Origin of the sequence: uncultured Tateyamaria sp., assembly GCF_947503045.1 — a bacterium.
Taxonomy (GTDB): domain Bacteria; phylum Pseudomonadota; class Alphaproteobacteria; order Rhodobacterales; family Rhodobacteraceae; genus Tateyamaria.
On sequence record NZ_CANNCF010000001.1, the window covers coordinates 324,709 to 348,277 of the forward strand.

Annotated in this window: 32 protein-coding genes; 12 read left to right on the forward strand and 20 right to left on the reverse strand. The window is 62.5% G+C overall.

Annotated features, from left to right (window positions below):
• Positions 1 to 149 precede the first annotated feature (149 nt).
• From Q1A89_RS01635 to ffh, 14 genes are all read right to left on the reverse strand, one after another.
• Positions 150 to 515: a hypothetical protein gene (locus Q1A89_RS01635; RefSeq protein WP_299722773.1), complete on the reverse strand. Its 366-nt coding sequence runs from the start codon at positions 513 to 515 to the stop codon at positions 150 to 152.
• Positions 516 to 617: 102 nt separating this feature from the next.
• Positions 618 to 1,409 carry a tRNA (guanosine(37)-N1)-methyltransferase TrmD gene (gene trmD, locus Q1A89_RS01640; protein WP_299722776.1) on the reverse strand — a complete coding sequence of 264 codons (792 nt, stop codon included), beginning with the start codon at positions 1,407 to 1,409 and terminating at the stop codon, positions 618 to 620.
• A 170-nt stretch (positions 1,410 to 1,579) separates the two neighbouring features.
• Positions 1,580 to 1,888 carry a hypothetical protein gene (locus Q1A89_RS01645; protein WP_299722779.1) on the reverse strand — a complete coding sequence of 103 codons (309 nt, stop codon included), beginning with the start codon at positions 1,886 to 1,888 and terminating at the stop codon, positions 1,580 to 1,582.
• A gap of 123 nt (positions 1,889 to 2,011) precedes the next feature.
• The gene (locus Q1A89_RS01650; RefSeq protein WP_299722782.1) at positions 2,012 to 2,773 is read right to left on the reverse strand and encodes a hypothetical protein; all 762 of its coding nucleotides are present in this window, start codon (positions 2,771 to 2,773) and stop codon (positions 2,012 to 2,014) included.
• Positions 2,774 to 2,776: 3 nt separating this feature from the next.
• Positions 2,777 to 3,283 carry a ribosome maturation factor RimM gene (gene rimM, locus Q1A89_RS01655; protein WP_299722785.1) on the reverse strand — a complete coding sequence of 169 codons (507 nt, stop codon included), beginning with the start codon at positions 3,281 to 3,283 and terminating at the stop codon, positions 2,777 to 2,779.
• A complete protein-coding gene (locus Q1A89_RS01660; protein ID WP_299722788.1) occupies positions 3,276 to 3,413 on the reverse strand; it encodes a hypothetical protein in 138 nt (45 codons plus the stop codon). The genes rimM and Q1A89_RS01660 overlap by 8 nt, the downstream gene beginning before the upstream one ends.
• Before the next feature lie 490 nt (positions 3,414 to 3,903).
• Positions 3,904 to 4,308, reverse strand: coding sequence for a 30S ribosomal protein S16 (gene rpsP, locus Q1A89_RS01665; RefSeq protein WP_299722791.1), 405 nt, complete (start codon positions 4,306 to 4,308; stop codon positions 3,904 to 3,906).
• 48 nt (positions 4,309 to 4,356) lie between these two features.
• Positions 4,357 to 4,653, reverse strand: coding sequence for a chorismate mutase (locus Q1A89_RS01670; protein WP_299722794.1), 297 nt, complete (start codon positions 4,651 to 4,653; stop codon positions 4,357 to 4,359).
• On the reverse strand, positions 4,646 to 5,248 hold the full coding sequence (locus Q1A89_RS01675) for a GNAT family N-acetyltransferase (protein WP_299722797.1): 603 nt from the start codon (positions 5,246 to 5,248) through the stop codon (positions 4,646 to 4,648). Before Q1A89_RS01675 ends, Q1A89_RS01670 begins: the two co-directional genes overlap by 8 nt.
• The gene (locus tag Q1A89_RS01680; protein ID WP_299722800.1) at positions 5,245 to 5,907 is read right to left on the reverse strand and encodes a GNAT family N-acetyltransferase; all 663 of its coding nucleotides are present in this window, start codon (positions 5,905 to 5,907) and stop codon (positions 5,245 to 5,247) included. Before Q1A89_RS01680 ends, Q1A89_RS01675 begins: the two co-directional genes overlap by 4 nt.
• Positions 5,904 to 6,428, reverse strand: a complete 525-nt coding sequence (locus tag Q1A89_RS01685) for a GNAT family N-acetyltransferase (protein ID WP_299722803.1) — start codon at positions 6,426 to 6,428, stop codon at positions 5,904 to 5,906. Before Q1A89_RS01685 ends, Q1A89_RS01680 begins: the two co-directional genes overlap by 4 nt.
• Positions 6,425 to 6,940 (reverse strand): GNAT family N-acetyltransferase, encoded by a 516-nt coding sequence (locus tag Q1A89_RS01690; protein WP_299722805.1) that lies wholly within the window; start codon positions 6,938 to 6,940, stop codon positions 6,425 to 6,427. The genes Q1A89_RS01685 and Q1A89_RS01690 overlap by 4 nt, the downstream gene beginning before the upstream one ends.
• The gene (locus Q1A89_RS01695; RefSeq protein WP_299722808.1) at positions 6,937 to 7,269 is read right to left on the reverse strand and encodes an NIPSNAP family protein; all 333 of its coding nucleotides are present in this window, start codon (positions 7,267 to 7,269) and stop codon (positions 6,937 to 6,939) included. The genes Q1A89_RS01690 and Q1A89_RS01695 overlap by 4 nt, the downstream gene beginning before the upstream one ends.
• The gene (gene ffh / locus Q1A89_RS01700; RefSeq protein ID WP_299722811.1) at positions 7,266 to 8,759 is read right to left on the reverse strand and encodes a signal recognition particle protein; all 1,494 of its coding nucleotides are present in this window, start codon (positions 8,757 to 8,759) and stop codon (positions 7,266 to 7,268) included. The genes Q1A89_RS01695 and ffh overlap by 4 nt, the downstream gene beginning before the upstream one ends.
• 206 nt (positions 8,760 to 8,965) lie before the next feature.
• Here ffh and Q1A89_RS01705 point away from each other — a divergent pair, with 206 nt between their 5' ends.
• Both Q1A89_RS01705 and Q1A89_RS01710 read left to right on the forward strand, forming a co-directional pair.
• Positions 8,966 to 9,190: a hypothetical protein gene (locus Q1A89_RS01705; RefSeq protein ID WP_299722814.1), complete on the forward strand. Its 225-nt coding sequence runs from the start codon at positions 8,966 to 8,968 to the stop codon at positions 9,188 to 9,190.
• A 241-nt stretch (positions 9,191 to 9,431) separates the two neighbouring features.
• Entirely contained in the window at positions 9,432 to 9,827 is a 396-nt protein-coding gene (locus Q1A89_RS01710; protein WP_299722817.1) for a hypothetical protein, read from the forward strand.
• Between the two features lie 207 nt (positions 9,828 to 10,034).
• Here Q1A89_RS01710 and Q1A89_RS01715 read toward each other — a convergent pair whose 3' ends face one another.
• The 3 genes from Q1A89_RS01715 to Q1A89_RS01725 form a co-directional block, all read right to left on the reverse strand.
• On the reverse strand, positions 10,035 to 10,634 hold the full coding sequence (locus Q1A89_RS01715; RefSeq protein ID WP_299722819.1) for a hypothetical protein: 600 nt from the start codon (positions 10,632 to 10,634) through the stop codon (positions 10,035 to 10,037).
• A 174-nt stretch (positions 10,635 to 10,808) separates the two neighbouring features.
• Complete coding sequence (locus tag Q1A89_RS01720) at positions 10,809 to 11,276, reverse strand: hypothetical protein (RefSeq protein WP_299722822.1); 468 nt, start codon at positions 11,274 to 11,276, stop codon at positions 10,809 to 10,811.
• Between the two features lie 132 nt (positions 11,277 to 11,408).
• The gene (locus Q1A89_RS01725; RefSeq protein WP_299726032.1) at positions 11,409 to 11,987 is read right to left on the reverse strand and encodes an NAD(P)H-dependent oxidoreductase; all 579 of its coding nucleotides are present in this window, start codon (positions 11,985 to 11,987) and stop codon (positions 11,409 to 11,411) included.
• A 115-nt stretch (positions 11,988 to 12,102) separates the two neighbouring features.
• Here Q1A89_RS01725 and Q1A89_RS01730 point away from each other — a divergent pair, with 115 nt between their 5' ends.
• Together Q1A89_RS01730 and Q1A89_RS01735 are read left to right on the forward strand one after the other, a co-directional pair.
• Positions 12,103 to 12,984: a LysR family transcriptional regulator gene (locus Q1A89_RS01730; RefSeq protein WP_299722825.1), complete on the forward strand. Its 882-nt coding sequence runs from the start codon at positions 12,103 to 12,105 to the stop codon at positions 12,982 to 12,984.
• A gap of 13 nt (positions 12,985 to 12,997) precedes the next feature.
• Positions 12,998 to 13,888 carry a DMT family transporter gene (locus Q1A89_RS01735; protein WP_299722828.1) on the forward strand — a complete coding sequence of 297 codons (891 nt, stop codon included), beginning with the start codon at positions 12,998 to 13,000 and terminating at the stop codon, positions 13,886 to 13,888.
• 16 nt (positions 13,889 to 13,904) lie between these two features.
• Here the strand turns inward: Q1A89_RS01735 and Q1A89_RS01740 are convergent, their stop codons facing one another.
• A complete protein-coding gene (locus Q1A89_RS01740; protein ID WP_299722831.1) occupies positions 13,905 to 14,240 on the reverse strand; it encodes a metalloregulator ArsR/SmtB family transcription factor in 336 nt (111 codons plus the stop codon).
• Between the two features lie 39 nt (positions 14,241 to 14,279).
• Positions 14,280 to 14,489 (reverse strand): hypothetical protein, encoded by a 210-nt coding sequence (locus Q1A89_RS01745; RefSeq protein WP_299722834.1) that lies wholly within the window; start codon positions 14,487 to 14,489, stop codon positions 14,280 to 14,282.
• Positions 14,490 to 14,596: 107 nt separating this feature from the next.
• On the opposite strand from Q1A89_RS01745, the gene Q1A89_RS01750 reads away from it, so the two are divergent.
• The 6 genes from Q1A89_RS01750 (at position 14,597) to Q1A89_RS01775 (ending at position 18,308) form a co-directional block, all read left to right on the forward strand.
• Positions 14,597 to 15,496: a LysR family transcriptional regulator gene (locus Q1A89_RS01750; protein WP_299722837.1), complete on the forward strand. Its 900-nt coding sequence runs from the start codon at positions 14,597 to 14,599 to the stop codon at positions 15,494 to 15,496.
• A 185-nt stretch (positions 15,497 to 15,681) separates the two neighbouring features.
• Entirely contained in the window at positions 15,682 to 16,020 is a 339-nt protein-coding gene (locus tag Q1A89_RS01755; protein ID WP_299722840.1) for an AtpZ/AtpI family protein, read from the forward strand.
• 20 nt (positions 16,021 to 16,040) lie between these two features.
• Positions 16,041 to 16,799 (forward strand): F0F1 ATP synthase subunit A, encoded by a 759-nt coding sequence (locus tag Q1A89_RS01760; protein WP_299722845.1) that lies wholly within the window; start codon positions 16,041 to 16,043, stop codon positions 16,797 to 16,799.
• Positions 16,800 to 16,861: 62 nt separating this feature from the next.
• Positions 16,862 to 17,086 carry a F0F1 ATP synthase subunit C gene (locus tag Q1A89_RS01765; RefSeq protein ID WP_015496525.1) on the forward strand — a complete coding sequence of 75 codons (225 nt, stop codon included), beginning with the start codon at positions 16,862 to 16,864 and terminating at the stop codon, positions 17,084 to 17,086.
• 114 nt (positions 17,087 to 17,200) lie between these two features.
• Complete coding sequence (locus tag Q1A89_RS01770) at positions 17,201 to 17,737, forward strand: F0F1 ATP synthase subunit B' (RefSeq protein WP_299722848.1); 537 nt, start codon at positions 17,201 to 17,203, stop codon at positions 17,735 to 17,737.
• A 4-nt stretch (positions 17,738 to 17,741) separates the two neighbouring features.
• On the forward strand, positions 17,742 to 18,308 hold the full coding sequence (locus Q1A89_RS01775; RefSeq protein ID WP_299722851.1) for a F0F1 ATP synthase subunit B: 567 nt from the start codon (positions 17,742 to 17,744) through the stop codon (positions 18,306 to 18,308).
• 108 nt (positions 18,309 to 18,416) lie between these two features.
• Here the strand turns inward: Q1A89_RS01775 and Q1A89_RS01780 are convergent, their stop codons facing one another.
• Entirely contained in the window at positions 18,417 to 19,184 is a 768-nt protein-coding gene (locus Q1A89_RS01780; protein WP_299722854.1) for an FCD domain-containing protein, read from the reverse strand.
• Positions 19,185 to 19,298: 114 nt separating this feature from the next.
• On the opposite strand from Q1A89_RS01780, the gene Q1A89_RS01785 reads away from it, so the two are divergent.
• A complete protein-coding gene (locus Q1A89_RS01785; protein WP_299722857.1) occupies positions 19,299 to 19,709 on the forward strand; it encodes a hypothetical protein in 411 nt (136 codons plus the stop codon).
• Between the two features lie 126 nt (positions 19,710 to 19,835).
• A complete protein-coding gene (smc, locus tag Q1A89_RS01790) occupies positions 19,836 to 23,291 on the forward strand; it encodes a chromosome segregation protein SMC (protein ID WP_299722860.1) in 3,456 nt (1,151 codons plus the stop codon).
• Positions 23,292 to 23,569 lie beyond the last annotated feature (278 nt).

Genomic DNA, 23,569 nt, shown 5'->3' on the forward strand with positions numbered 1-23,569 from the left:
TCGCCGCGTATCGGTGCCGAAGAAGCCACCACAGCAAAAAGGGTCCGGTCGGGACGGACCCGAGTCGGAATGAGCGGTGTATAGGGGCGGTGTGGCGGGTGATCAAGTGTTCAAACGCGCCGCTTTTGCCGGCGCGTGGCGGGGTGTGCTCAGTGCGACGCCTGCATCCGTCCCTGTTCGCGCAATTCATTGCGCATTTCGGCAAAGCGCTGTGGCAGGGCCCGGCGCAGGATCGACACGGGGATCTGTGCTTCGGACTCGAGGTGGTCGGTTGTGTCGAGCAGTTTCCGGGCGGGCACTGCGGCCTCGCGCACAGGTCTGCGCTCTGCCACGGGGGTCGGGCGCGCGGGGGCCGTAGTTGTCTCGGTCGGGCCGAAACGGGTGAATTTCTTGTCGGAGTCGGGTGTCCATGCCCCGCCTTCGGGGGCGTCCTGAAACCGGGTGAACCGTTTGGGTTTACCCTTGGATGTGTCTTGTGTCGGTTTCTTGCCAAACACGCCGAATAGCTTGCTCATGTCGTGACTCCACTGCTTGCCTATACTCAAAGCTCTCCGAGGAATCTGTCAAAACTTGGTTAATTTTTGGAATTCGGCACGTTTTTGCTCAAAATTCGGGCGCTAGCTTTGAGGCTTGCGCTTTTGCCACAGGTCTGGCCGCCGCTCTTGCGTGAGTTGTTCGGCCATCTGTTGGCGCCATGCGGCGATTTTGCCGTGATCGCCGGACAGCAGGACGGGCGGGATGTCGCGCCCTTCCCAGCTTGCAGGTTTGGTGTATTGCGGGTGTTCGAGCAGGCCAGAGGAATGGCTTTCCTCGACCGCGCTTTGGGCGTTGCCCAGCACGCCGGGCAGTAGCCGCACCGTCGCATCTAGCATCGCTTGCGCTGCAATTTCGCCCCCGGTCATGACGAAATCGCCCAGGGACACCTCGGTCACGCCCCAGTGTTCGAGGACGCGTTCATCCACCCCTTCGAACCGTCCGCAGAGCATGGTGACCCCGTCGCAGCGCGCCAGATCCCGCGCCAAGGCCTGATCGAAGGGCCGCCCGCGCGGGGACATGTAGAGGATCGGCCAGCGTCCGCGGGCGTGGGCCTGCGCTTCGCTGAGGGCCGCGCTTACCACGTCCGCGCGCAGCACCATGCCCGCGCCGCCCCCGGCAGGGGTGTCATCGACATTGCGGTGCTTGCCCACACCGTGGGCGCGCAATTCGTGGGTGTGCAGCTGCCATTTGCCGTCCTGCAGCGCCTTGCCGGTGAGTGACGCCCCGAGCACGCCGGGAAAGACTTCCGGAAACAGGGTCACGATACGGGCTTGCCAAACGCCCACCAGATCAGGCGCTTCGTCCATCAGCGAAGAGGGTTTGAGCGTCGGCCGGATCGCCTTGCGTCCGTGGGATTTCTTTGGTGCACTCATTTGTCTTGGCCCCTGGCGCGGATCGCCGGTGTGGCGGCCTTGCGGGCCGCTCGATCCGGGTATGCGCGGTTTGCGGCCAGAAGTTCAAGCGGCAGGTGCTGTCGCATGCCCGGGCAAGAGGGGTTGAGAATGGCTTCAGGGCATCGTCAAGCGGCGGTGCATCGTGCCTTTCAGCAGCTTTCGCCCGCTTGCCATCGCGCAAGGTCCTGTTTCCCGGCATATTGCGCGCGGGGCACTCTGGTCGCGGTGTCCGACTGTATCGTCCCGGAAATGCTGGCGTAGCATTGGCAATCGATGTCCTCGGGCTGGCTTTGGCAATGGGACATTTCCTGCGCAAAGATGGCTTCAAATTGAACTTGATCAGCCCCTGTTCCGCCTCCGCCGTCCGGTGTCGTCAGGGACGGAAACGAAAAGACGACGGCAACGATGGCGGCACCTGCCAATACCGCATAGATCAGGATGCGAAGGTTATCGGGCATGCGCGTGTTCCTCTGGTTGAAACGGAATAGTCGCAAAGAAACCTTAAGGTCCGATTGAATGGGATCGGCGGGGCCTTGGTCAGTGCAAGCAGAACGCACCACTTGGAATGGCCGCCACGGGCCTCAATGGCCCCGGTTCAGCAATGCGGTGCGTGCCGCGCGCCAATCCGCATGAGACAGGTTTGAGCGGTTGAGGTCGAGCAAGGCCGTGATCCTGTCCGGGTCGGGCGAGGTGTTGGCCGCTTTGACCTGCCGCACTTGAGCGCGGACCGGTGCCGGGATGTCGGCACAGCGCAGAAGCTGGTCTACAAGGGTGTCGCCATGTTCCTCGATCGGGAGTGCGGTGACGTCGGCCCCGGTACGGCGCAGTTGCGCGACGATGCCGTCCAGATCAGCAGAACCCGCATAGGCGGTCGCATAGCCCGCTGCATCCAACGTCATTCGCACCGCGCGCAGGTGCTGCACATGGCAACTGGCCAACCACGGGCCCGGCGCGCGGGTGGTGTAGACCCATGTGATCCGGGCCTTCGGGCAGGCGGCCCGCCAGGCGTCCGTCATCGACGCAACCAACCGGGGCGCGGCGCTGTAATCCATCAGACCGTGACGCCCGGGCATGTGGCCACTGAGGTCTTCGGAGGACAAAAGGACAGTGTCTTGCGTCCAGTCCTCGGCCAGCAGGGCGGCCTCGTAGGCGACAAGCCCCAGGTCGAATTCGGTACCGGTTTTGGAATAGTGCCGCGCCGCTTCGCACAGGCCCTTCATTTCGGCGCGCAGCAGGATGTGGGCGTGGGGTGCGAGCAATTCGCTATGGGCGGCGAGCGTGTTTTGCAGGGTTGTCGTGGCAGTCTTGTGAAAGCCCGCATGGACAACCAGACGCCGCACCATCGCCTAGAACAGGCCCTCTGGCGGGTCGGCCACGATGCGACCCGCGCTCAGATCGACCGTGGGCACAACGGCCATGGTGAAGGGGACAAGGACGGTTGCGCTGCCGCCGGGCAACTGCACTTCGAGCAGGTCGCCCGCGCCGTGGTTCTGCACCGATTTGACCTGTCCCAAAGGCGCGCCACCAGTGTCGAACACCTCAAGCCCGGTGAGGTCGGAATAGTAGTATTCATCATCCGGCAGGCTGGGCAACTGGACACGCCGCGCAAACAGTTGTGTGCCCTTGAGCGCGTCGGCCTGTTCCTTGGTGGCGACCTCGGCGATGCGGGCGACAAAGCCGTTTTTCATCGGCCGGATCAGGGCAAGGGCAAAGCTGCGCGCGCCGTCCTGCGTGGTGAGCGGGCTGTAGGTTTCGATGTCGTCCGGCACGGCGCAAAAGGATTTCACCCGCACTTCACCGTTCACCCCGTAAGAGCCGCTGATGGCCCCGACACAGATCAGATCATCACTCATTCCAGCACACTCCGTCATGCATCTTGCCGCCCGAGCCTTCGCAGGCTTCACCGGCCTGATGGCGCTCATAGAGCAGCCCCGCTGTAAAGGCGATAAGGACCAGAATGGGCGTGCGGATCAGGCCGAACATGGGCACCTTTCAAGGCTTGCGATTAGGGGTGCATTTGCGCCGGAGGGGGTGGGTTTGTCCAGAGCGGGGAAGCCTGGGCGCATGGGACGGGTTTTTTTGCACCGCCCGCGTCTTGTGAAGTATCCGCGATGTTGGCTCTCAGCGATTGGACCTCATTGGCTTTGTGTTGCGCCAAAAGCCTGTCAGTGGAGCTGGCAAACTCGCCTGTGAAGTGCCTGCGCGGATTCAAGGTCGTAGGCCGTCGCGCATCGACGGGCCGCCCCCCGGCACGGCGATTTGGCGGATGGCAGCGCCAAGCGGACAGCGAAGAAGAACTTGGCTGCCATAAAGCGCGCCCGCATCACCACTTGATCGCCATACCGCGGCCCGTCGATGCGCGGCTTTGTGCTGGTTGTTTCGGAAGAAAACGCCGCCCAGCCGGTGCGCTGGCAAAAAAAGCCCGCCCCGAGTTGTGTCGGGGCGGGCGTCGTTTTACGCGAAGGCGTGCTGCTTACTCTGCGGCTGCTTCTTCTTCGGCAGGGGCCTCGGCGGGCGCTTCTTCTGCTGGAGCGGCGGCGGCTGCGACCTTGGCGGCTTTTTCTTCAGCGCGCTCTTTGGCTTTCTTGCCGGGCTCGCCTTTTTTCAGGTTGGCGCGCTCTTTCTTGGGCAGAACGTCGGCGGCTTCGAGCATGCGGGCGATCCGGTCGGTGGGCTGTGCGCCCTGGCCGAGCCAGTACTGGATGCGCTCGACATTCATCTTGACGCGCTCTTCGCTGTCCTTGGCGAGAAGTGGGTTATATGTGCCCAGTTTCTCGATGTAGCGCCCGTCGCGGGGCATGCGGCTGTCGGCAGCAACGATGCGGTAAAAGGGGCGTTTCTTGGAGCCGCCGCGGGCGAGGCGAATTTTCATAGCCATGGTGTATTTTCCTTTGTTTTCAGTTTTGTGGGGCGGTTGGCCCCGGCGTTAGGTTTGGTGACTTTTGTGATGCTGAATGACTTCAGCGATGATGAAGTTCAGGAACTTCTTGGCAAATTCCGGGTCCAGATCGGCCCGGTTTGCCAAATCTTCAAGCCGCGCGATCTGTGCCGCTTCTCGGGCGGGATCGCTTGGTGGAAGGTCGTGTGTGGCCTTGAGTTTCCCCACGGCCTGCGTGTGTTTGAACCGCTCGCCCAGCGTGTAGACGAGGATCGCATCGAGCCTGTCGATGCTGTTGCGATGCTCGGCCAGCACTTCGGCTGCTTTGGAGACAACGTCAGTCAAGCGCCCATCCTTTCGGTGTGAATTTCGGGTCGGCGTAGTGGCCGATTTCCATTTCGATCCCGTGGCTCAGTTGTGTGTCGTTCAGCTGGGCCGGGGCGGGGTGGCGGTAGACGGCATCGGAGCCGTCGATGTTGGGTGCGTCCGCGTCCTTTTTCGCGCCGAGCCTTTCGGCCAGTCGGATGCTGTCGAGGTTCTTGGGGTCGATGTAGCTGACGGCTGTGTCCCAGCCGTTGGCATAGTAGTGTTTGCGTACCGCATGCGTGGCCTCAAGCGCGTAGCCCTTGCCTGCCTTGTCCGGCCAGATGATCCAGGCGATTTCCCGTTCGGGCCAGCCAGCGGGTTTCCAGCCTCCGGCCATGCCGTAGGTTTCGTCCGTGCCTTTGTCGTGGATCATCCACATGCCAAAACCGCGGATTTCCCAGTGCCCCATTTCGGCGGCGTAGAGCATCCACGCCTCATACGGGTTGAGCGGGCCGCCCATGAAGCGCGAGCGGTAGGAGGCGAAGGTGGCCTTGAAGTTCGGATAATCCTCGGCGCGGGGGCCGCGTAAGGAAAGCCGCCGGGTCTCGATCGTGGGGATGCGGAGCGATGTCATCGCGCACCGCCTGTGGGTGATCCTGCGGACGCGCTGGCGCGCGACGACACATTGGTGCTGGTGGCACCCTGAGCCCCCTTGGTTGAGGGCTGAGCTTGTGGCTGTCCGGCCCTTCGGGGAGGATTTTTTGAAATCAGAGAAGGAGACAGGTGGCGATAGACCAGGGCCGGTATCGTGCTGGGCGGCGGCGTTGCCTTTGTGTCGAGGCTTGCGCCAAGCCGTTCTGCAAGCGCGATGGAGGCGGTGTTTTCAGCCGCGATATAGCTGACGGCGGTGGTCCAGTTCAGCGTGTCATAGGCATGGGAGATGCAGGCCTGTGCGGCCTCGAACGCGATGCCTTGTCCTTCGTCTGCCGCATCGAACAGGACCCAGCCGATTTCCCGTTCGGGCCATGTGTTGGGGTGCCAGTGGCCGACAATGCCGAGTGCTGTGTCATCGCCCGTCCGCGTGAGGACGAACATGCCATAGCCGCGCATGACCCAGTGACCGATTTGGGTGCCAAAGTAGTTCCACGCCTCGCGCAAGGTTTTGGGCCCACCGGTGAAATGCGACCGGTCGGTGGCGTAAAAGGCAATGAAGGCGGCCAGATCGCCCGGGTGCGGCGCGCGCAGCGTCAGGCGGTCGGTCGTCAGGGTAGGTGTGCCGGTGACGGTGATCATGCCGCCCTCCGGTGCCGGTAGACGGCGGTTTCTTCGGCATTTTCGCCCTCGGGGCGTGCAGCACTCGCATCGAGGCGCGCGCCGAGCCGTATTGCCAGTGCTTCGGAGCGTGTGTTGCCCGGGGTGATGTAGCTGACCACGCTTTGCGCGTCGGTGTTGGCCCAGTACCAGTCGCGCGCGGCTTGTGCGGCTTCGCGGGCATAGCCGTGGCCTTCGAAGGCGTCGAGCAGGACCCAGCCCAGTTCGGGTTCGGGGAAGTGATGTGGTTTGTTGATCCCGACCTGACCGATGAAGGCCCCGTCTTCGCGTCGTTCCACACCCCAGCTGCCAAAGCCCTGCAGCGGCCAGCTGCCGACTTCGGCGGCGATCCAGTACCACATCTCTTTCGCCGGCACAGGGCCGCCCATGTATTTGGCGCGGTCCGTGGCGAACAGCGCATAGAGCGGCGCAAAGTCCGACATGACATGCGCGCGTAGCGTCAGACGCTCGGTGGTGAGGGTTGGGGCGAGGCTGTGGGTCATGCGCGCGCCTGTGGTCCGGGATGGCGGTAGACTTCCATGGCGCCATGGACGGGGTGGTGATGATCCTCCACGCGCACGGCCCCCATTTGCGTCGCGACCCGCACGGAGGCGTCATTGCCGCTGACGATCATGCTGACCAGGGTGTCCCAGCCCAGCGTGTCATAGGCATAGTCCCGTGCGGCGCGCCCGGCCTCGGTCGCATAGCCCTTGCCGGTGCCGGACCAGATGTACCAGCCGACCTCGGGTTCGGGCCAGTCGAGCGGATTGTGCAGGCCGACAAGCCCAATGGCTGCATCGTCGTCTTTCAGGGTCACCATCCAGCGCCCGTATCCGCGCATGGACCAATGCCCGATGACCTGACACTGGTAGCGCCAGGTTTCCGCCTCGCTCAACGGGCCGCCGACAAAACGGGCCGCATCCGATGCATAGAACGTGGCAAAGGCCGGCACGTCCTTTGGTGCAGGCGCGCGCAGGATCAGGCGATCCGTTGTCAGCGTTGGAATAGATGTCATAGCCCGAGGTCCTCGGGCGCGGTCCCTTCCAGCACAGGGCGGGTGAAGGTGCGGTCATAGCTGAGGATGCAACCGGTGTCGGTGGCGTGGCGGAAGGCCTTCTGGCAGTCGCCGTCCTGCGCCATTTCGTGGCGATAGTCTTCGTAAGCGGCAAGCGAGGGAAAGGAGAACATCGCCCACGCCTTGTTGTTGGCCCCTTCATGCGGCAGGAAATAGCCGTGATGCGTGCCGCCCATGCGGTTCACGAGGTGAATCCACGCGCGTGCGTAGACCTCGAACGCATCGACCTTGGCCGGGTCGATCACATATGTGATCAGCGCCGTAATCATTTCTTTTTACCGAACCCCGACAGGCCCGGAGGCAGGGCCATGCCGCCGCCGCCCAGACCGGGCATGCCGCCGCTGCCCAATTGCTTGGCCGCCGCTTCGAGTTGCTTGGGGTCCATGCCTGCAGTCGGGTCCATGCCGCCCTTGCCGCCCATCATACCCGCCAGCGCTTTTTTCATCATGCCGCCTTTGCCACGTCCAAGCTTTTTCATCATGTCCGACATCTGGCGGTGCATTTTCAGCAGCTTATTGAGGTCAGAGACCTCCATCCCCGACCCGCGCGCGATCCGTTTCTTGCGGCTCGCTTGCAGGATTTGCGGCGCGGCGCGCTCCTTTTTCGTCATGGATTGGATCATGGCGATCTGTTGTTTCAGGATCTTGTCGTCAAAGCCTGCGTTTTTGACCTGTGCGGCCATTTTGCCCATGCCGGGCATCATGCCCATCATCCCTTCCATGCCGCCCATCTTGAGCATTTGTTCGAGCTGCATGCGCAGGTCGTTCATGTTGAACTGACCCTTGGCCATGCGCTTTATCATGCGCTCGGCCTGTTCGGCCTCGATGGTTTCCTGCGCCTTTTCGACGAGGGCCACGATGTCGCCCATGCCCAAGATGCGGCCCGCGATCCGCTCCGGTTCGAAGGTTTCGAGCGCGTCCATCTTTTCGCCGAGGCCCACGAACTTGATCGGCTTGCCTGTGACCGCGCGCATCGACAGGGCCGCGCCGCCGCGCCCGTCGCCGTCCATCCGCGTGAGCACGACGCCGGAGATGCCGATGCGGTCGTCAAAGTTCTGGGCGGTGTGCACAGCGTCCTGACCGGTCAGGCCATCGACCACCAGCAGGGTCTCGCGTGGATTGGCGACATCGCGGACCTGTTCGACCTGCGTCATCAGCTCTTCGTCGATGCTCAGGCGGCCTGCGGTGTCGAGCATATAGACGTCATAGCCGCCCATGCTGGCCTGGGTCTTGGCCCGTTTGGCGATCTGGACGGGGTTTTCGCCCTTGACGATGGGCAGGGTGTCGACGCCGATCTGGGTGCCGAGGATGGCGAGTTGTTCCATGGCCGCGGGGCGGTTCACGTCGAGGGACGCCATCAGCACCCGTTTGCCGTCGCGGTCCTTGAGCCGCTTGGCGAGTTTGGCGGTGGTTGTGGTTTTACCACCGCCCTGCAGGCCAACCATAAGGATCGGGGCGGGCGGGCTGTCGATGCGCAAGGCACCCGGTTCGCCTTCGCCCTTGAGCGTGTCGATCAGGGCGTCGTGCACGATCTTGACGACTTGTTGGCCGGGGGTGACGGATTTGGTGACGGCCTGACCTGTGGCCTTGTCCTGCACCGCTTTGACGAAGTCGCGGGCCACGGGCAGCGAGACATCCGCCTCAAGCAATGCCACGCGGACCTCGCGCAGGGCGGTCTTGACGTCCTCCTCGGACAGCGCGCCCTGTTTCGTCAGCCGGTCAAAGACACCGGAGAGGCGTTCGGATAGATTTTCAAACATGGGCCATGCTCCTGTGCGACCATTGACGTTGACCTGACAGGTAGGGTCAGGCGGTGATGTTCCCAAGGCGGCAAACGAAAATCACCCCCGTGGGCGCAACGCGCTGACGGAGGTCGATCCCGGGTGATCCCAAGGGACCGGAAACTGTGATGCTTCCGGGTGTTGTGCGCGGATTAGGGGGTTGGGGGGCGCGAGTCAAGCGTGGGATGCGCGCGCTGCGCGATGCGCGTGGCCCTGCCGAAACGGGTTGTGTGCGGTCCTGTGGCCTTGCCAAGCGCAGGGTCGGCGGGCAGAGTTCCGTGCATTATTGCGCATTCCGGACCAATCCGCTGATTTTAGGTATCAAAACCAAGGCAAAGCATATGAATTTCAACGAAGTGATTATGGCCAGCGGCGACGAGACATCGCCTATGCCGGGAGAGATGGCGTGATCGATGGCGCGCTGCATGCGCGCGATGCGGGCAATGCGCGAGACGCAGGCGCCATGCGTTGGAGACGGTTTCGAAGACATCCGAGGACGCGATCGCATCGACATGTGGGTCGAAGCTCATGCCAGCGACCCATTCCTTTCATGGGCCACAGAGAGCAGATGATCCGGACCCCGCATCTTAATTTCACGAGGCTCGGTTGACGGGCTGGAACGCGCACTTGGACGAACACAGGAGATAGAACATGAGTTTGAACATAGGCAACCTGATCAAGGCCAGCGGCAAGGAGTCCGCAAATTTTGCCAAGAAGAACGCGATGAAATTCGCCATTGTCGGCGATTTGCAAACTGCGCGAGATGGCTGCAAGACAAAGGAGGCCAAGGCGCTTGTCAACACGCTGATCGGACCTTTGCAAAAGGAGTTGCAGAAGGAAGCGGCCGCCTATGACAAGAGAATGTCCGGTATCTGGAAACAGGCCAAGGGCGAGGAGATTCCCAAGGACGCCCAGAAGGAGCTGGACAACGCGCTGAAGAAGTCGGCCGATGCGATCAAATCAAAGAGCGGCAAGGACGTGAAACCCAACAGTGATCCCGGTCACAGTAAGTGGATTGATATCATGTCAAACTCGTGGGGGACGTGACGGTCAGATTTTGAGTGTGAGGCTGAAAGGGCCGGGACTGTCAGCCCCTCATTTGGTCCTCTGTTTTAAGGCCCGCCTTGTCTCGACATCCGCCGATAGCTGCGGATCCGGTCGTTGATTGTGTCCGCGGCCTGCCGGGGGCCGTGGCCGCAGACATGACCCTCACCCTGCAGTTAGGGTGGTGTCGTGAAAGGTCAGCTGGCGCGCTCATTTGATCTTGAATGCCTTTTTGATTTTCTTGATCACCTCGCCTGCTTTCATCTGAATTTTGTTCTTTTTGACATAGGCTTTAGCGCTGCGCGGCCCGTCCGACTTCTTGCCGGCTTTGAGCATGGCGGCGACGTTGGCGAGGGCCTTTTTGTCCGAGACGCCCAGTTCAGCCATCAGATCGGGATGTTTCTGGCGATGAAACTGCTTAAAAATCGCACCGACATGGTGTGCCTTAAAGGCCGCGTCTTTTTGATAGAACAGTTCCACGAACTCACCGCTGACAAAGTTGTTGGTGTCGGCAATCGAGATATCGTAGACCTTCTTCCAATCCTTGGATTTCCAGTCCTTTGCCTTGCCCAGCCGTTTGGCCGTGACCAGAGCATCGGATTGTGCATTGACGGGCCATGTTGCGTTGTCTGCAAAGAAGAGTTTGAATTGGGATTTGGGATCCCGCTTTTTGCTGGCTGCATCCAGAAACTGGTATTTTTCGGGGCACATTTTTTTGTCCAGAAACGCCCGAAACATGGGCCCCAGAGTCTGGTCTGCAAGAACCTCAGTGGATTGGTCGGGGTAGCTAATTCCATCGTATTTAAACATGTCGTCCTCGTGTGTCTGGTTTCTCAAATTGGGTTCTGAAGAGGAAACACGGGACTTCGGGGTCTTATTCGAATTGGGGACGGATTTTTGTTTGGACAGGGTGTCAGGCCCGGCCCTGATGGGGGCGATCCGGGTGGTGCGGAATAGGGTCGTGAGGGACAGGCGTTGGCCGATCTAGCCTGAGATCCGCCGATAGCTGCGCATCCAGTCGTTGATTGTGTCCGCCGCCTGACGCGGGCCGTTGCCGGAGACGTAAGCCTCGACCAGCGGGTAGGGCGGGGTGGTGTCGTGAAAGGTCAGCGTCGCGCGGGCGGTGTCTGAAAACTCTTCGACCTCGGCCCGGCGCACCACGTCCAGCGGATAGGTTCTGGACTTGTAGGCCAGCAAGGTGCGCCGTTGCACCGTGACCGTTCCGGCGCTTGCGTCAAAGATCACCTGATCGCGTTTGATCGCCAGCGCGAATATGCCCAGCGGCACGCCTGCGCCTGCGGCCACGGTGATCAGTCCTGCAACCTCACCCTGCGCCAGCAATGCCAGCCCGGCGGCTGCACAGGCCACGATACACACGATCACTCCACCCCCCAGCACCCAGGGCGCGTGGGCAAGGATCAATTGCGAGGGCAGATTGCGCAGCACGGTCATGCACCAAGTCTAGGCGTCGATTGTGATGATCGTCCAGCCGGTCCGCTACCCTCGCTGGCCTTGCGACAGCGAAAACCCCTCTGACCGGGATCAGAGGGGCGATGAGTGGTGGTCTTTAAGAATTGAAGTGGCTCAGGCCGCCAGTTTGCCGATGGCGTCCTGAGCGGTTGCGACCGCCTCGGCCCCTTTTGCCATCACGCGATCGGCGGCAATGATTTCGACGTCATGGATGCCGATAAAGCCCAGCACGTGCCGCAGGTAACCGGTGGCAAAGTCGATGTCGCTGCCCACCTGCGTTCCGCCCGAGGCAACGGCGAGAATGGCGCGTTTTCCATCCAGCAGTCCCACGGGGCCGGTGTCGGTATATTTGAAGGTCACGCCCGCGCGCGCGACCAGGTCGATCCACGCCTTGAGCGCGGTGGGAATGCCGAAATTGTAAACGGGAACGCCGATGACGATTGTGTCGGCGGCCTTGAGTTCCTCGATCAATGCGTCGGACAGGGCCAGCGTGTCGATCTGGACGGCATCGCGCTGATCGGCGGGGGTAAAGTTGGCGTTCACCCAGTCTTCGGTGATCTGGGGCAGCGCGTCTCTGAGGTCGCGGCGGATCACGGAGCCGCCGAATTTGGCGACGATCTGGGACGAGAGGTCACGTGTGACAGAGCCTTGCAGGCGGGCAGAGCTGTCTATGTGCAGAGTGGTCATGGTCAGGTCCTTTCCAGGGAGGATGATTTTTGTCTCTGCCCTCATATTTGACCCTTGCAAATTCGAACGCAATTACTGAAACTCAACAGTATCTGTTTGCATTTGCACATGAGGGCGCTGCATGGACAACTGGGACGAGATCAAAACGGCCTATCAGGTCGCCCGCATGGGCACCGTCAGCGGCGCCGCCGAAGTGCTGGGCGTCCACCACGCCACGGTGATCCGCCATATCGACGCGCTTGAGGGCCGTTTGGGGGTCAAACTGTTTCAGCGCCACGCGCGCGGCTACACCCCGACTGAGGCCGGGGATGATCTGTTTCGCGTCGCCCAGGCCACGGATGACCAGTTCAGCCAGTTGGTGGGCCGTATCAAGGGCCGCGGCACCGAAGTGTCGGGCGAGTTGGTGGTGACCTCGCTGATCACCATGGCCCCTCGGCTGGCCCCGGTGTTGACCGCCTTTCAGCAGCAGCATCCGGATGTGATCGTGCGCTATCTGACCGGGGATCGCCTGTTTCGCCTAGAATATGGCGAGGCCCATGTGGCGATCCGTGCAGGCACGGCACCCGACCAGCCCGACAATGTGGTGCAGCCCTTTGTGCGGCTGACCGTGGGGCTTTATGCCACCAAGGACTATGTCGCGCGTCACGGCCATCCGGACCTGCTTGGCGACACAAGCGGGCACCGCTTTATCTGCCATGACGAAGCGGACAGCCGCGCCCCGTTCAACAAGTGGCTGCGCAGTCAGGTGTCCGAAGACACGATCACCTTTCGCTCCACAGATGTGCGCGCGCTGGAACAGGCGGTGCTGGCCGGGGCGGGCGTCGGGTTCCTGCCGGTGATGGAGGCGCGTGCAAACCCGGATCTGGTCGAGATCATGCCCCCGAACGAGGATTGGACAGCCCCTATGTGGCTGGTCACCCATGTCGATCTGCACCGCACCAACAAGGTGCAGGCGTTTCTGACCTTCCTCAAGGACCGCTCGAAAGACTGGAAAGTTCTGTGAGGGACCAGCCGCGATGAGCCCGGCCCTGCGCGGCCATGCCGCGATGCTGTGTTTCTCCGCCCTTGTGGCGGGATCATTCTCGCTGGGCTCTCTGGCCGCGAACGAGATTGCGCCGACGGCGCTGAATGCCATCCGCTTTGTGATCGCGGCGGCCATCATCGGGGCAGCGGTGCTGGCGACGGGCGGGTTGACCCGGTCGGCTTTGGTCGCTCCGTGGCGCTATCTGGTGCTGGGTGGGCTATTTGCGATCTATTTTGTGCTGATGTTCGAGGGGCTCAAGACAGCCCCGCCCGTCAGCACGGCGGCAGTGTTCACCCTGACCCCGGTGCTGGCCGCGGGGTTCGGCTGGCTGCTGCTGCGCCAGATCACGACCCCGCGGATGGCGGCGGCCCTTGCCATCGGGGCGGTCGGGGCGCTGTGGGTGATCTTTCGCGCAGATCTCGCGGCCTTTCTGGCCTTTGAGGTCGGGCGCGGCGAGATGATCTATTTCATTGGCTGCGTGAGCCACGCGCTGTACACGCCGATGGTGCGTCGCCTCAATCGGGACGAGCCTGCGGTCGTGTTCACCTTTGGAATGCTTGTGGCAGGGGCGGTGATCCTGAGCGTTTATGGCTGGTCCGATATCCGCGCCACCGACTGGACGGGCCTGCCCGCAATCGTGTGGGTCACCATCCTTTATGTTGCGATCATTGCCTCGGCGGCGACGTTCGTGTTGCTGCAATTTGCCACCATGCGCCTGCCGAGCGCCAAGGTGATGGCCTATACCTATCTCACTCCAAGCTGGGTCATCGGGTGGGAGGTGGCGCTGGGCAATGACGTGCCGGGGGCCTTGGTGCTCGCGGGCATAATGCTGACCGTGATCGCGCTGGTCATGTTGCTGCGCGATGATGAGGTGGCGCGCTAGCGGGCGGCGCTGGAGCTCAGGGCTGATCCCCGCCGGGCAGTTCGGCGGCCAGAAACCGCTCGAACGCATCAAGGTTCACTGGCTCAAACTGGCCAAAACCCTGCATCCAGACCAAAGCGGCGCGCATCGCGTCGGGCTGCAGCTTGCACCACTTGACCCGACCGCGCTTTTCCTGCGCGATCAGGCCTGCGCGGGTCAGGATGACGAGGTGTTTGGAAATCGCGGCCAACGACATCTCGAACGGTTCGGCCACGTCCGTGACGGCCATGTCATCCTCAAGCAGCATCGTCAGGATCGCCCTCCGGGTCGGATCGGCCAGCGCGGCAAATGTGGTGTCGAGGGGATCGGCCATGACACCGTCTTAAGCGCAGTTCGAGGCCAAGAAAAGCGCTCACAGGTACGGATGCCGCGTGGTTTCGGACGGCCAGCGATGGCGCATCTCGGCCAGTTCGCCGGGGGACAGGCCGATATCCCGGGCGATATGCGACGTCAGCGGGGGCAATGTCGCGCCTTTGACTTTGGGCTTGGGCTGCATCTGCTGCCAGATTTTGGCACAGAAGGATTGTGCGCGCAAAAGCGCGTTTGAGCGTGTCAGCTGCATGATTTACCTCATGTTTCAGGGGTTGATGGCTCATTCTCGCAGATGCGCTGCACGGCCACAAACAGAGTTCTTTGACATCTCTTGTGCAAAAAGTGCACAAGTGAGCCATGTCCCGCACCTTGCCCCCGCTCAATGCCTTGCGCGCCTTCGAGGCGGCGGCCCGCTATGAAAGCTTTACCCGCGCGGCCGAAGAGCTGGGCGTGAGCCATTCCGCCATCAGCCGCCATGTGCGCGGACTTGAGGCGCGGCTGGGGGTGCAGCTGTTTCGCGATGCCGCGCGCGGCGTGGCGCTGACGGCCGAGGGCGGCCACTATCTGGGGCGCATCACCCCGGCCTTTGACGTGATCAGCGAGGCGACCGAGGGGCTGGCTGACACCCCTGCGGGCCGGGTTGTTCTGAACAGCGAACCGGTTTTCGCCGCCAAGATCATAGTGCCGCTCTTGGCCAAGTTCCAGCGCGACCTGCCGGATGTCGAATTGCGGCTGATCGGCTCAAACGAGTTGGCTGATCTTGACCGCTACGAGGCCGACCTTGCGGTGCGCTATGCCAAAACCGGGCAATTGGACGAACCCTCCGATCTGTTGAGCGATGCCGCGATCTACCCCTTTGCCGCGCCCGGGTACCTGAAGGGCGATGTGTTGCGCCCCGAAGATTTGAACACTGTGCCTCTGCTGCGGGATCGCGGTGGCAACATCTGGATCGACTGGGTCAAACATGCCGGTTGGGACGTGACCGTGCCAGACCCGCCCTGGCGGATGCGCGCGGCTCTCGCGCTGGAGGCGGCGGTGCATGGGGCGGGCGTCTATCTTGGCGCCGCGGATGGCACCTATCTGGACGAAACCGCAGGGCGCTTGGTGCGGGTGTCGCAGGTCGGCCTGCAACAGGGCGCATTCCACTTGCTGACCAGCGGGCAAGCCGGGCGGCGCAAGGCCGTGCGGGCGGTGCGCGCCTGGCTGCTGGATCACACGCAGGCCCTGCGCAGCGCAAAAGATCAACCAATCGGTTGAATAACCAGAACTGGCCCACAAGGGCAGGATCGGGGTCAGCGCGGGCGCCCTCCCGTCCTTCATTGTTCTAAAAATATGCAAAAAAACAGTAGGTTAAGGTGCGACATCCCGCACCTATACGCCGGTTGACTCATCCGGCCCTCCAACATATCCACCACCCTATCCAAAGGACGGGACAACGGCACGTGACCGACCCTGATGACAAGGCCAAGATGGAGGCGCTCAATGCGCGTCTGGAGGCTGTCAAAGAGGTTCACGCACCCAAACCCCGCACGCCGGATCATCATTCTCAGGCGCAACTGGCCTGGCGCATGGTGATCGAGTTGGTGGCCGGTCTGGGGATCGGGTTTGGTATGGGTTACGGGCTGGATGCGCTGTTTGGCACCTCTCCGTGGCTCATGATCGTGTTTATATTTCTGGGCTTTGCCGCCGGTGTCAAAACGATGATGCGCAGTGCGGAAGAAGTCCAAAGCAAGCAGGCCGCCGAATTGGCCGAAGAGCAAGATGACCGCCCGCAAGGGTGAGATGAGACGGAGAGAGCCTGATGGCAGATGAAGCAAAAAGCGGCGGCGGGTTGGAATTCCACCCCATGGATCAGTTCATCGTCAAGCCGTGGTTTGGCGAGGTCGGTGATCCGGTGCACTGGTACACGATCACCAACGTGACCGTGTGGCTGGCGCTGGCGGTTCTGGCCATTCTGGGCCTGATGGTTCTGACCACATCCAAACGCGCGGTTGTGCCCGGCAAGGGCCAGTCGATTGCCGAGTTGATGTATGGCTTTGTCTACAAGATGGTCGAAGACGTCACGGGCAAGGACGGGATCAAGTATTTCCCCTACATCATGACTCTGTTCATGTTCATCCTCTGCGCCAACTTCCTTGGCCTCATCCCGATGTCCTTTACCACCACATCGCATATCGCGGTCACGGCGATCCTTGGTTTTGGCGTGTTCTTTGCGGTCACGATCCTTGGTTTCGTCAAGAACGGTGCGTCGTTCCTGGGCCTGTTCTGGGTGTCGAGCGCGCCGCTGCCGCTGCGTCCTGTACTGGCGATCATCGAAATCATTTCCTACTTCGTGCGCCCTGTCAGCCACTCCATTCGTCTGGCGGGCAACATGATGGCCGGTCACGCCGTTCTGAAAGTGTTCGCAGGCTTTGCCCAGGTGGCGGCGATTGCCCCTGTCGCGATCATCGGCGTGATGGCGATCTACGGGCTCGAAGTTCTCGTGTCGGCCATTCAGGCCTACGTCTTTACCATCCTCACATGCGTCTATCTCAAGGACGCATTGCATCCGCATCACTAATGTATGGCGGGGCTGATCCCGCCGGACACATCTACTAACTTCCAATCGTAAGGAGAATTCTCATGGAAGGTGAACTCGCACACATCGGCGCAGGCCTCGCAGCAATCGGTTCCGGCGCAGCCGCTATCGGTGTTGGCCACGTGGCTGGCAACTTCCTCGCTGGCGCTCTGCGCAACCCATCGGCAGCCGCCGGTCAGACAGCGACACTGTTCATCGGCATCGCCTTTGCAGAAGCCCTGGGGATCTTCTCGTTCCTCGTCGCTCTGCTGCTGATGTTCGCCGTCTAAGACTTCTGAGACGCATTCCTTACGGTCGGGCGGCGTGATATCATCACGCGGCCCATCCGTGACGGCTTCGCATTCTGGCCTTGCTGGCAGGGCCCACTCAGGGGAACGACCGATATGGCAACCGATACAAATGCAGCTGCAGAAGTTGCAGCAGGGGCGGCGCCCGGTATGCCGCAACTGGACGTAGGGACGTTTGGCAACCAGATCTTCTGGCTGCTTCTGGCCCTTGTCGCCATCTATTTCGTGCTGTCGCGCGTGGCCCTGCCACGGATCGCGGCCATCCTTGCTGAACGGCAGGGCACGATCACCAATGACATCGCCGCCGCCGAAGACCTCAAGGCCAAGGCCGAAGAGGCCGAAGCCGCCTATGAAAAGGCGCTGGCCGATGCCCGCGCCGAAGCGCAACGCATCGCAGGCGAGACCAAGGCGAAAATCCAGGCCGATCTGGATGTGGCCATCGAAAAGGCTGACGCCCAGATCGCCGCCAAGGCTGCCGAAAGCGAAAAGGCCATTGCCGAAATCCGCGAAGGCGCGATGGAAGCCGTTGCCGAAGTCGCCAAGGACACCGCGGGCGAGATCGTGGCCGCCATGGGTGGCAAGGCCGATGCCAAGACAATCGGTGCGGCTGTTTCCGCCCGGATGAAGGGATAAGGCCATGGGGATCAAAACCATCACATCCGCACTGGCTCTTGGCCTGATGGCAAGCCCGGCATGGGCGGCAAAGGGTCCCTTTGTCAGCCTTGCCAACACGGACTTTATCGTCCTGATCGCCTTTATCCTGTTTGTCGCCGTCCTGTTCTATTTCAAGGTGCCGGGGATGTTGTCCAAGATGCTGGATGACCGCTCATCGGGCATTCAGTCGGAACTGGACGAGGCCCGCGCCCTGCGTGACGAGGCACAGGCCCTGCTGGCCTCTTACGAGCGCAAGCACAAGGAAGTGCAGGAACAGGCCGACAAGATCGTGGCACAAGCCAAGATCGACGCCGAAGCCGCCGCCGATCAGGCCCGCGCCGATCTGGCCCGCTCGATCGAGCGCCGCATGGCCTCTGCCGAGGACCAGATTGCCTCGGCCCAAGCCGGTGCGATCAAGGAAGTGCGCGACAGTGCCGTGACCGTGGCCATCTCGGCCGCCCGCACCGTGATCGAAAAGCAGATGTCGGCCGCAGACGCCAACAAGCTGATCGAAGAGTCAATCGCACAGGTGGATGCAAAGCTGCACTAGGCCTTCGCTCAAGTGAATTACCAAGCCCGGCCCGTCGCGTGACGTGGCCGGGTTTTTTATGCCTGATCACAACATTCGCATCGTTCCGCGTTTGTGGGGGGGCCAGCCCTAGCCGCCGGTTTCGTGATCCAACCTCTGACGCGCGATGTTCTCGTTGCTTTCGGCCTTTTTCTGGTCCTGCAGGGCGCGTTCCACATAGTCGAGATGCGTGTGCACCGCTGCCCGCGCCGCATCCGGATCACGGCTCTGAAGCGCGTCGTTGATGGCCCGGTGCTGGTCCAGCAGGGACTGGCGCGTGGTGCGCTGTTTGAACATGACCTGACGGTTGTAGAACACGCCGTCGCGCAGCAACTGGTACATCGAGCGCATCATGTGCAGCATGATCACGTTGTGGCTCGCCTCGGTGATGGCCATGTGGAACTGCGCATCCAGCCGCGCCTCTTCATCGCTGTTGCGCTTGGGATGGGCGGCCTCCATCTTTTCGAACACGGTGTTGACCACGGCCAGATCCGTGTCCGAGGCCAGCCGCGCTGCCCGTTCGGCGGCCAGCCCTTCGAGGTCGCGGCGAAAGCTGAGATAGTCGAACACCGCCTCGTCATGGCGCGCGAACAGCTCGGTCAGCGCGGGCGCAAAGGCCGAGCCCAGCACGTCGGCGACAAAGATCCCCGCACCCGGGCGGGTGGCCAGAAGGCCCCGTTCCTGCAGGGCACTGACGGCATCGCGCAAGGACGGGCGCGAGACGTTCATCCGCTCGGCCATCTCGCGTTCGGGCGGCAGCCGTTCACCGGGGCGCAGGATGCCGCGCAGGATCAGCTGTTCGATCTGCCGGATCACGGCAGAAGAGAGTTTTTCGGGCTGCACGGGTCGAAAGGGCATCGGGGTTCCTAGATGAATTGGTAAAGTCATATGACCAATTCGTTTCGGGTGCAAATGCGACGCAGCCGTGTTGCATTAAGCCCGTGTTAACCAAGCTGCGCCAAGGCTGGGACCATGCGAAAGTCTCTTGCCCTGTTCTCTTTTGTCTTTGCTGTCGCTTGCAACACCGCAGGTCCGCATTTTCGCGGCCTGCCTGCGACGACGGTGACAGTGAATGGGTCGACCTTTGATGTCCGGGTGAACGGCAGGCTGGCCGAGGCGATCCGCACCAATCCCGAATACGCCCCCCGCTTTGGACCGATCCGCGACCGTGCGGGCAAGGCGATGCAGATCGTGAGCGGCTGTGCCGTCAAGGAGGTGCGCGGCGATCAGGCACAGGCGACCGGAATCCTCGATTGCGGCAAGGGCGGACCTGCGCCGGACCGATTGAAGCCGCAGGGCGAATATGACTGCCTCACCCTCGATTCCCATATCAGCCCAGCCACGCACGAGCTTGTCCTTGATCTCGATTGCACCCTGATTTGAGCGGTTGATCGCAATATCTTGTGGATAAACTGCGTACTTGCGCTGATTGTGGTGACATCGCGTTGACTCGTGTAGGGTGTCCGGCCACTCTGTGACCCCAGAATGAGTTAACCAAACGGGTCGTGCGTGCGCTTTTCCAAACTGAGACTGACGGGGTTCAAATCCTTTGTTGATCCGACTGATCTGATCATCGCGGATGGTCTGACGGGCGTGGTGGGCCCCAATGGATGTGGCAAATCCAACCTGCTGGAAGCGCTACGCTGGGTGATGGGCGAAAACCGCCCCACGGCGATGCGTGGCGGGGGTATGGAAGATGTGATCTTTGCCGGGGCCGCCACCCGCCCGGCGCGCAACTTCGCCGAAGTGTCGCTGCATATCGACAACTCCGAGCGCCTTGCGCCGGCGGGTTTTAACGATGCGGATGCGCTGGATATCGTGCGCCGCATCACACGCGATGTGGGCAGTGCCTACAAGGCCGCCGGAAAGGATGTGCGCGCCCGCGATGTGCAGATGCTGTTTGCCGATGCCTCGACCGGGGCGCATTCGCCGGCCCTTGTCCGGCAGGGTCAGATCGCCGAGTTGATCAATGCCAAACCCAAGAACCGTCGCCGCATACTGGAAGAGGCGGCGGGGATTTCGGGCCTCTATCAGCGCCGTCACGAGGCGGAGCTGAAGCTGAAAGGGGCTGAACAGAACCTGTCCCGCGTCGATGATGTGATTGAACAACTGGCGGCACAACTGTCGCAGCTCGCCCGGCAAGCCCGGCAGGCAGCGCGCTATCGCGAGATCGGCAATGAGTTGCGCCGCGCTGAGGGGCAGTTGCTGTATCGTCGCTGGCGTGAGGCGGATATCGCGCGCGGCGCGGCGGACGACGAATTGCGCGCCCGCACAACCGCTGCCGCACAGGCCGAGGCGATGGTGCGCGAGGCTGCCAAGGCCCGCCAGAGTGCCGAAGAGGCGCTGCCGCCCCTGCGCGAGGAGGATGCCATTGCTGCCGCCGTTCTTCAGCGTCTTGCCGTGCAACGCGACACACTGAGCGATCAGGAAGCGCAGGCGGCCCAGACCATCGAGACGTTGAGCCAGCGCATCGCCCAACTGGCCCGCGATATCGAACGCGAGGGCGGGTTGAACCGCGATGCGGGCGACACGATTGAACGTCTGGAATGGGAGGCGGCCGAAATCGCCAAGGCCAGCGAGGGTCACGAAGACCTGCTGGAGGCTGCAGCCGTGGCGGCCCGCGAGGCCGGTCAGGTCTTGCAGGCCCGCGAGGCCGATCAGGGCGACAAGACCGAAGACGTCGCCCGTCTGGCGGCGCGTCATGGCTCTGCCCAGCGGCTGCTGGAGGACAACCGCAAGGTCGAGCAACGCTCGGAATCCGAAGCCGTGAAGGCGCGCGAGGCGGTGGCGACCAGTCAGGCGGCCCTCGACAAGGCGGGCACGGATTTTGCGACCGCCCAAAGTGCTGTGGCACAAGCCGAGGCGACGGCCCTGCGCGCGGATGAGACCCTGATTGCCGCAGAAGAGGCGCGCGCCGAAACGCAGGCCCGCGAGGCTGATGCCCGCGCCGAACGCTCCGAAGCCGAGGGCGAGATGAACGCCCTGCGCGCCGAGGCTGGCGCGCTCGCCAAGCTGGTCGAACGCGACACGGCCGAAGGTGGCCAGATCCTGGACCGGTTGCAGGTGCAGCAGGGCTTTGAAAAAGCCTTGGGCGCGGCGATGGCGGATGATCTGCGTGCCCCCGAAGTGGACGCTGATGGCCCGTCCGGATGGGCCATCTTGCCCGCCTATCACGAAGTGCAGCCTCTGCCCGAGGGCGTCACGCCACTGACGCAGCACGTGTCGGTGCCGGATGTGCTGAACCGCCGGATGAGCCAGATCGGCCTGTGCGATGCGGATGATGCGCCGCGTTTGCAACCCTTGCTGAAACCGGGTCAGCGCCTTGTTTCCCCCGAAGGTGACTTGTGGCGCTGGGACGGGTTCCGCGCCTGGGCCGAGGACGCGCCAAGTGCGGCCGCTTTGCGTCTGCAGCAGCTCAATCGGTTGGAAGAGCTGAAACAATCGCTGGAACGGGCGACGGCCCATGCGGATGGCGCGCGACAGGCCCATGAGGCCTTGACGCAGCGACTGACCGAGCTGACCGAGGCCGACAAACAAGCCCGCCATGCGCGCCGCGAGGCCGACCGGATGGTGGCCGAGGCCGCACGTGCCCTGAGCCGGGCCGAAGCGGATCGCAATCTGGCAGCGGGTCGCCTGGAGTCGCTTGGTCTGGCCGTGACCCGCCACGAAGAGGACGCGATGGCGGCGCGCACCCGCGTGGCCGAGGCCGAAGCCGCCCTTGCCGATCTGCCTGACCTCGACACCGCGCGTGCCGAGGTCGAGGATCTGCGCATGACGGTCGAGGCCTCGCGTATCATGATGATGTCGCGCCGGTCCGCCCATGACGATCTGCGCCGCACCGGCGAGGCGCGCACCAAGCGTGCCCAGGAGATCACCAAGGAGATCAGCGGCTGGCGCCACCGCCTTGAAACGGCGGAAAAGCGCAGTGCGGAATTGGTCGAGCGCAAAACCGCCTCGGAGACCGAACTGGCGCTGGCCGAAGCCGCCCCAGCCGAACTGGCCGCAAAACGCGATGCGTTGGGGCAAGAGATTGCCGTCGCTGAATCGCGTCGGGCCGAGGCCAACAACGCGCTGTCCGGGGCCGAGGGGCATTTGCGCGAGACCACGCGGCAAGAGCGCGAGGCTGAACGTCTGGCTTCTGAGGCCCGCGAGGCCCGTGCCCGGTCGGAGGCCCGCGCCGAGGCCGCCCGCGAAACCGTGGCCATCGCCGCCGAGCGGATCGCGGATGATCAGCAGATGACGCCAAACCAGTTGTTGAATGCATTGGATGTGAACCCGGACCAGATGCCCGCTGCGGGCGCATTGGAGGCGGACGTGAACCGCCTCAAACGCCAGCGCGACGCGTTGGGTGCCGTCAACCTGCGCGCAGAGGAAGACGCCAAGGAGGTGCAGGTCGAACATGACGGGCTGGTGTCGGAAAAGGCGGACCTTGAGGAAGCGATCAAGACCCTGCGCAGCGGCATCGCCAGCCTGAACCGCGAGGGGCGCGAGCGGTTGCTGACGGCCTTTGAACAGGTCAACTCGAACTTTTCGTTGCTGTTTACCCACCTCTTTGGCGGCGGCGAGGCGAATTTGGTCATGGTCGAAAGCGACGACCCGCTTGAGGCCGGTCTTGAGATCATGTGCCAGCCGCCGGGCAAGAAGCTGAGCACGCTGAGCTTGCTGAGCGGGGGGGAACAGACGCTGACGGCCATGGCGCTGATTTTTGCCGTTTTCCTCGCCAATCCGGCCCCGATCTGCGTGCTGGACGAGGTCGACGCGCCGCTGGATGATGCCAACGTGACCCGGTTCTGTGACCTGCTGGATGAGATGTGCCGCCGCACCGACACGCGGTTTTTGATCATCACCCACCACGCGGTGACCATGGCCCGCATGGATCGTCTGTTTGGCGTGACCATGGCCGAACAGGGCGTCAGCCAGCTGGTGTCGGTGGATCTGAAAAAGGCGGAGACGCTGGTGGCGTAAGGCGCGTTCCGCGGAAGCGATTCGAATTGAATAAATCTTTACCCAATACGTCTGAACCGTGGCTCATCCCGAGCCACGGAAGGAGGTGATTGACCTGAGTGACAGAAACTATCGAAAATGGATGGTGGCCATTGTCATCGCGATGCTTTGCCATCATTCGCCTCTTGATCGGGATATGACCTGAAAAAGAGTGACCCGGCAGAGTAGCAGCTCTGCCGGGTCGTCTGTTCGGTGACTGCACTGAACGGAACTATCGGTGCTCGGAATACAGTCCAAAC

Excerpts from the sequence above, each read along its gene's own strand:
- Q1A89_RS01635 (WP_299722773.1), bottom strand. The coding sequence starts at position 515 with ATGAGCAAGCTATTCGGCGTGTTTGGCAAGAAACCGACACAAGACACA.
- trmD (WP_299722776.1), bottom strand. The coding sequence starts at position 1,409 with ATGAGTGCACCAAAGAAATCCCACGGACGCAAGGCGATCCGGCCGACG.
- Q1A89_RS01645 (WP_299722779.1), bottom strand. The coding sequence starts at position 1,888 with ATGCCCGATAACCTTCGCATCCTGATCTATGCGGTATTGGCAGGTGCC.
- Q1A89_RS01650 (WP_299722782.1), bottom strand. The coding sequence starts at position 2,773 with ATGGTGCGGCGTCTGGTTGTCCATGCGGGCTTTCACAAGACTGCCACG.
- rimM (WP_299722785.1), bottom strand. The coding sequence starts at position 3,283 with ATGAGTGATGATCTGATCTGTGTCGGGGCCATCAGCGGCTCTTACGGG.
- Q1A89_RS01660 (WP_299722788.1), bottom strand. The coding sequence starts at position 3,413 with ATGTTCGGCCTGATCCGCACGCCCATTCTGGTCCTTATCGCCTTTACA.
- rpsP (WP_299722791.1), bottom strand. The coding sequence starts at position 4,308 with ATGGCTATGAAAATTCGCCTCGCCCGCGGCGGCTCCAAGAAACGCCCC.
- Q1A89_RS01675 (WP_299722797.1), bottom strand. The coding sequence starts at position 5,248 with ATGACATCGCTCCGCATCCCCACGATCGAGACCCGGCGGCTTTCCTTA.
- Q1A89_RS01680 (WP_299722800.1), bottom strand. The coding sequence starts at position 5,907 with ATGATCACCGTCACCGGCACACCTACCCTGACGACCGACCGCCTGACG.
- Q1A89_RS01685 (WP_299722803.1), bottom strand. The coding sequence starts at position 6,428 with ATGACCCACAGCCTCGCCCCAACCCTCACCACCGAGCGTCTGACGCTA.
- Q1A89_RS01690 (WP_299722805.1), bottom strand. The coding sequence starts at position 6,940 with ATGACATCTATTCCAACGCTGACAACGGATCGCCTGATCCTGCGCGCG.
- Q1A89_RS01695 (WP_299722808.1), bottom strand. The coding sequence starts at position 7,269 with ATGATTACGGCGCTGATCACATATGTGATCGACCCGGCCAAGGTCGAT.
- ffh (WP_299722811.1), bottom strand. The coding sequence starts at position 8,759 with ATGTTTGAAAATCTATCCGAACGCCTCTCCGGTGTCTTTGACCGGCTG.
- Q1A89_RS01705 (WP_299722814.1), top strand. The coding sequence starts at position 8,966 with ATGCGCGCGCTGCGCGATGCGCGTGGCCCTGCCGAAACGGGTTGTGTG.
- Q1A89_RS01710 (WP_299722817.1), top strand. The coding sequence starts at position 9,432 with ATGAGTTTGAACATAGGCAACCTGATCAAGGCCAGCGGCAAGGAGTCC.
- Q1A89_RS01715 (WP_299722819.1), bottom strand. The coding sequence starts at position 10,634 with ATGTTTAAATACGATGGAATTAGCTACCCCGACCAATCCACTGAGGTT.
- Q1A89_RS01720 (WP_299722822.1), bottom strand. The coding sequence starts at position 11,276 with ATGACCGTGCTGCGCAATCTGCCCTCGCAATTGATCCTTGCCCACGCG.
- Q1A89_RS01730 (WP_299722825.1), top strand. The coding sequence starts at position 12,103 with ATGGACAACTGGGACGAGATCAAAACGGCCTATCAGGTCGCCCGCATG.
- Q1A89_RS01735 (WP_299722828.1), top strand. The coding sequence starts at position 12,998 with ATGAGCCCGGCCCTGCGCGGCCATGCCGCGATGCTGTGTTTCTCCGCC.
- Q1A89_RS01740 (WP_299722831.1), bottom strand. The coding sequence starts at position 14,240 with ATGGCCGATCCCCTCGACACCACATTTGCCGCGCTGGCCGATCCGACC.
- Q1A89_RS01745 (WP_299722834.1), bottom strand. The coding sequence starts at position 14,489 with ATGCAGCTGACACGCTCAAACGCGCTTTTGCGCGCACAATCCTTCTGT.
- Q1A89_RS01750 (WP_299722837.1), top strand. The coding sequence starts at position 14,597 with ATGTCCCGCACCTTGCCCCCGCTCAATGCCTTGCGCGCCTTCGAGGCG.
- Q1A89_RS01760 (WP_299722845.1), top strand. The coding sequence starts at position 16,041 with ATGGCAGATGAAGCAAAAAGCGGCGGCGGGTTGGAATTCCACCCCATG.
- Q1A89_RS01765 (WP_015496525.1), top strand. The coding sequence starts at position 16,862 with ATGGAAGGTGAACTCGCACACATCGGCGCAGGCCTCGCAGCAATCGGT.
- Q1A89_RS01770 (WP_299722848.1), top strand. The coding sequence starts at position 17,201 with ATGGCAACCGATACAAATGCAGCTGCAGAAGTTGCAGCAGGGGCGGCG.
- Q1A89_RS01775 (WP_299722851.1), top strand. The coding sequence starts at position 17,742 with ATGGGGATCAAAACCATCACATCCGCACTGGCTCTTGGCCTGATGGCA.
- Q1A89_RS01780 (WP_299722854.1), bottom strand. The coding sequence starts at position 19,184 with ATGCCCTTTCGACCCGTGCAGCCCGAAAAACTCTCTTCTGCCGTGATC.
- Q1A89_RS01785 (WP_299722857.1), top strand. The coding sequence starts at position 19,299 with ATGCGAAAGTCTCTTGCCCTGTTCTCTTTTGTCTTTGCTGTCGCTTGC.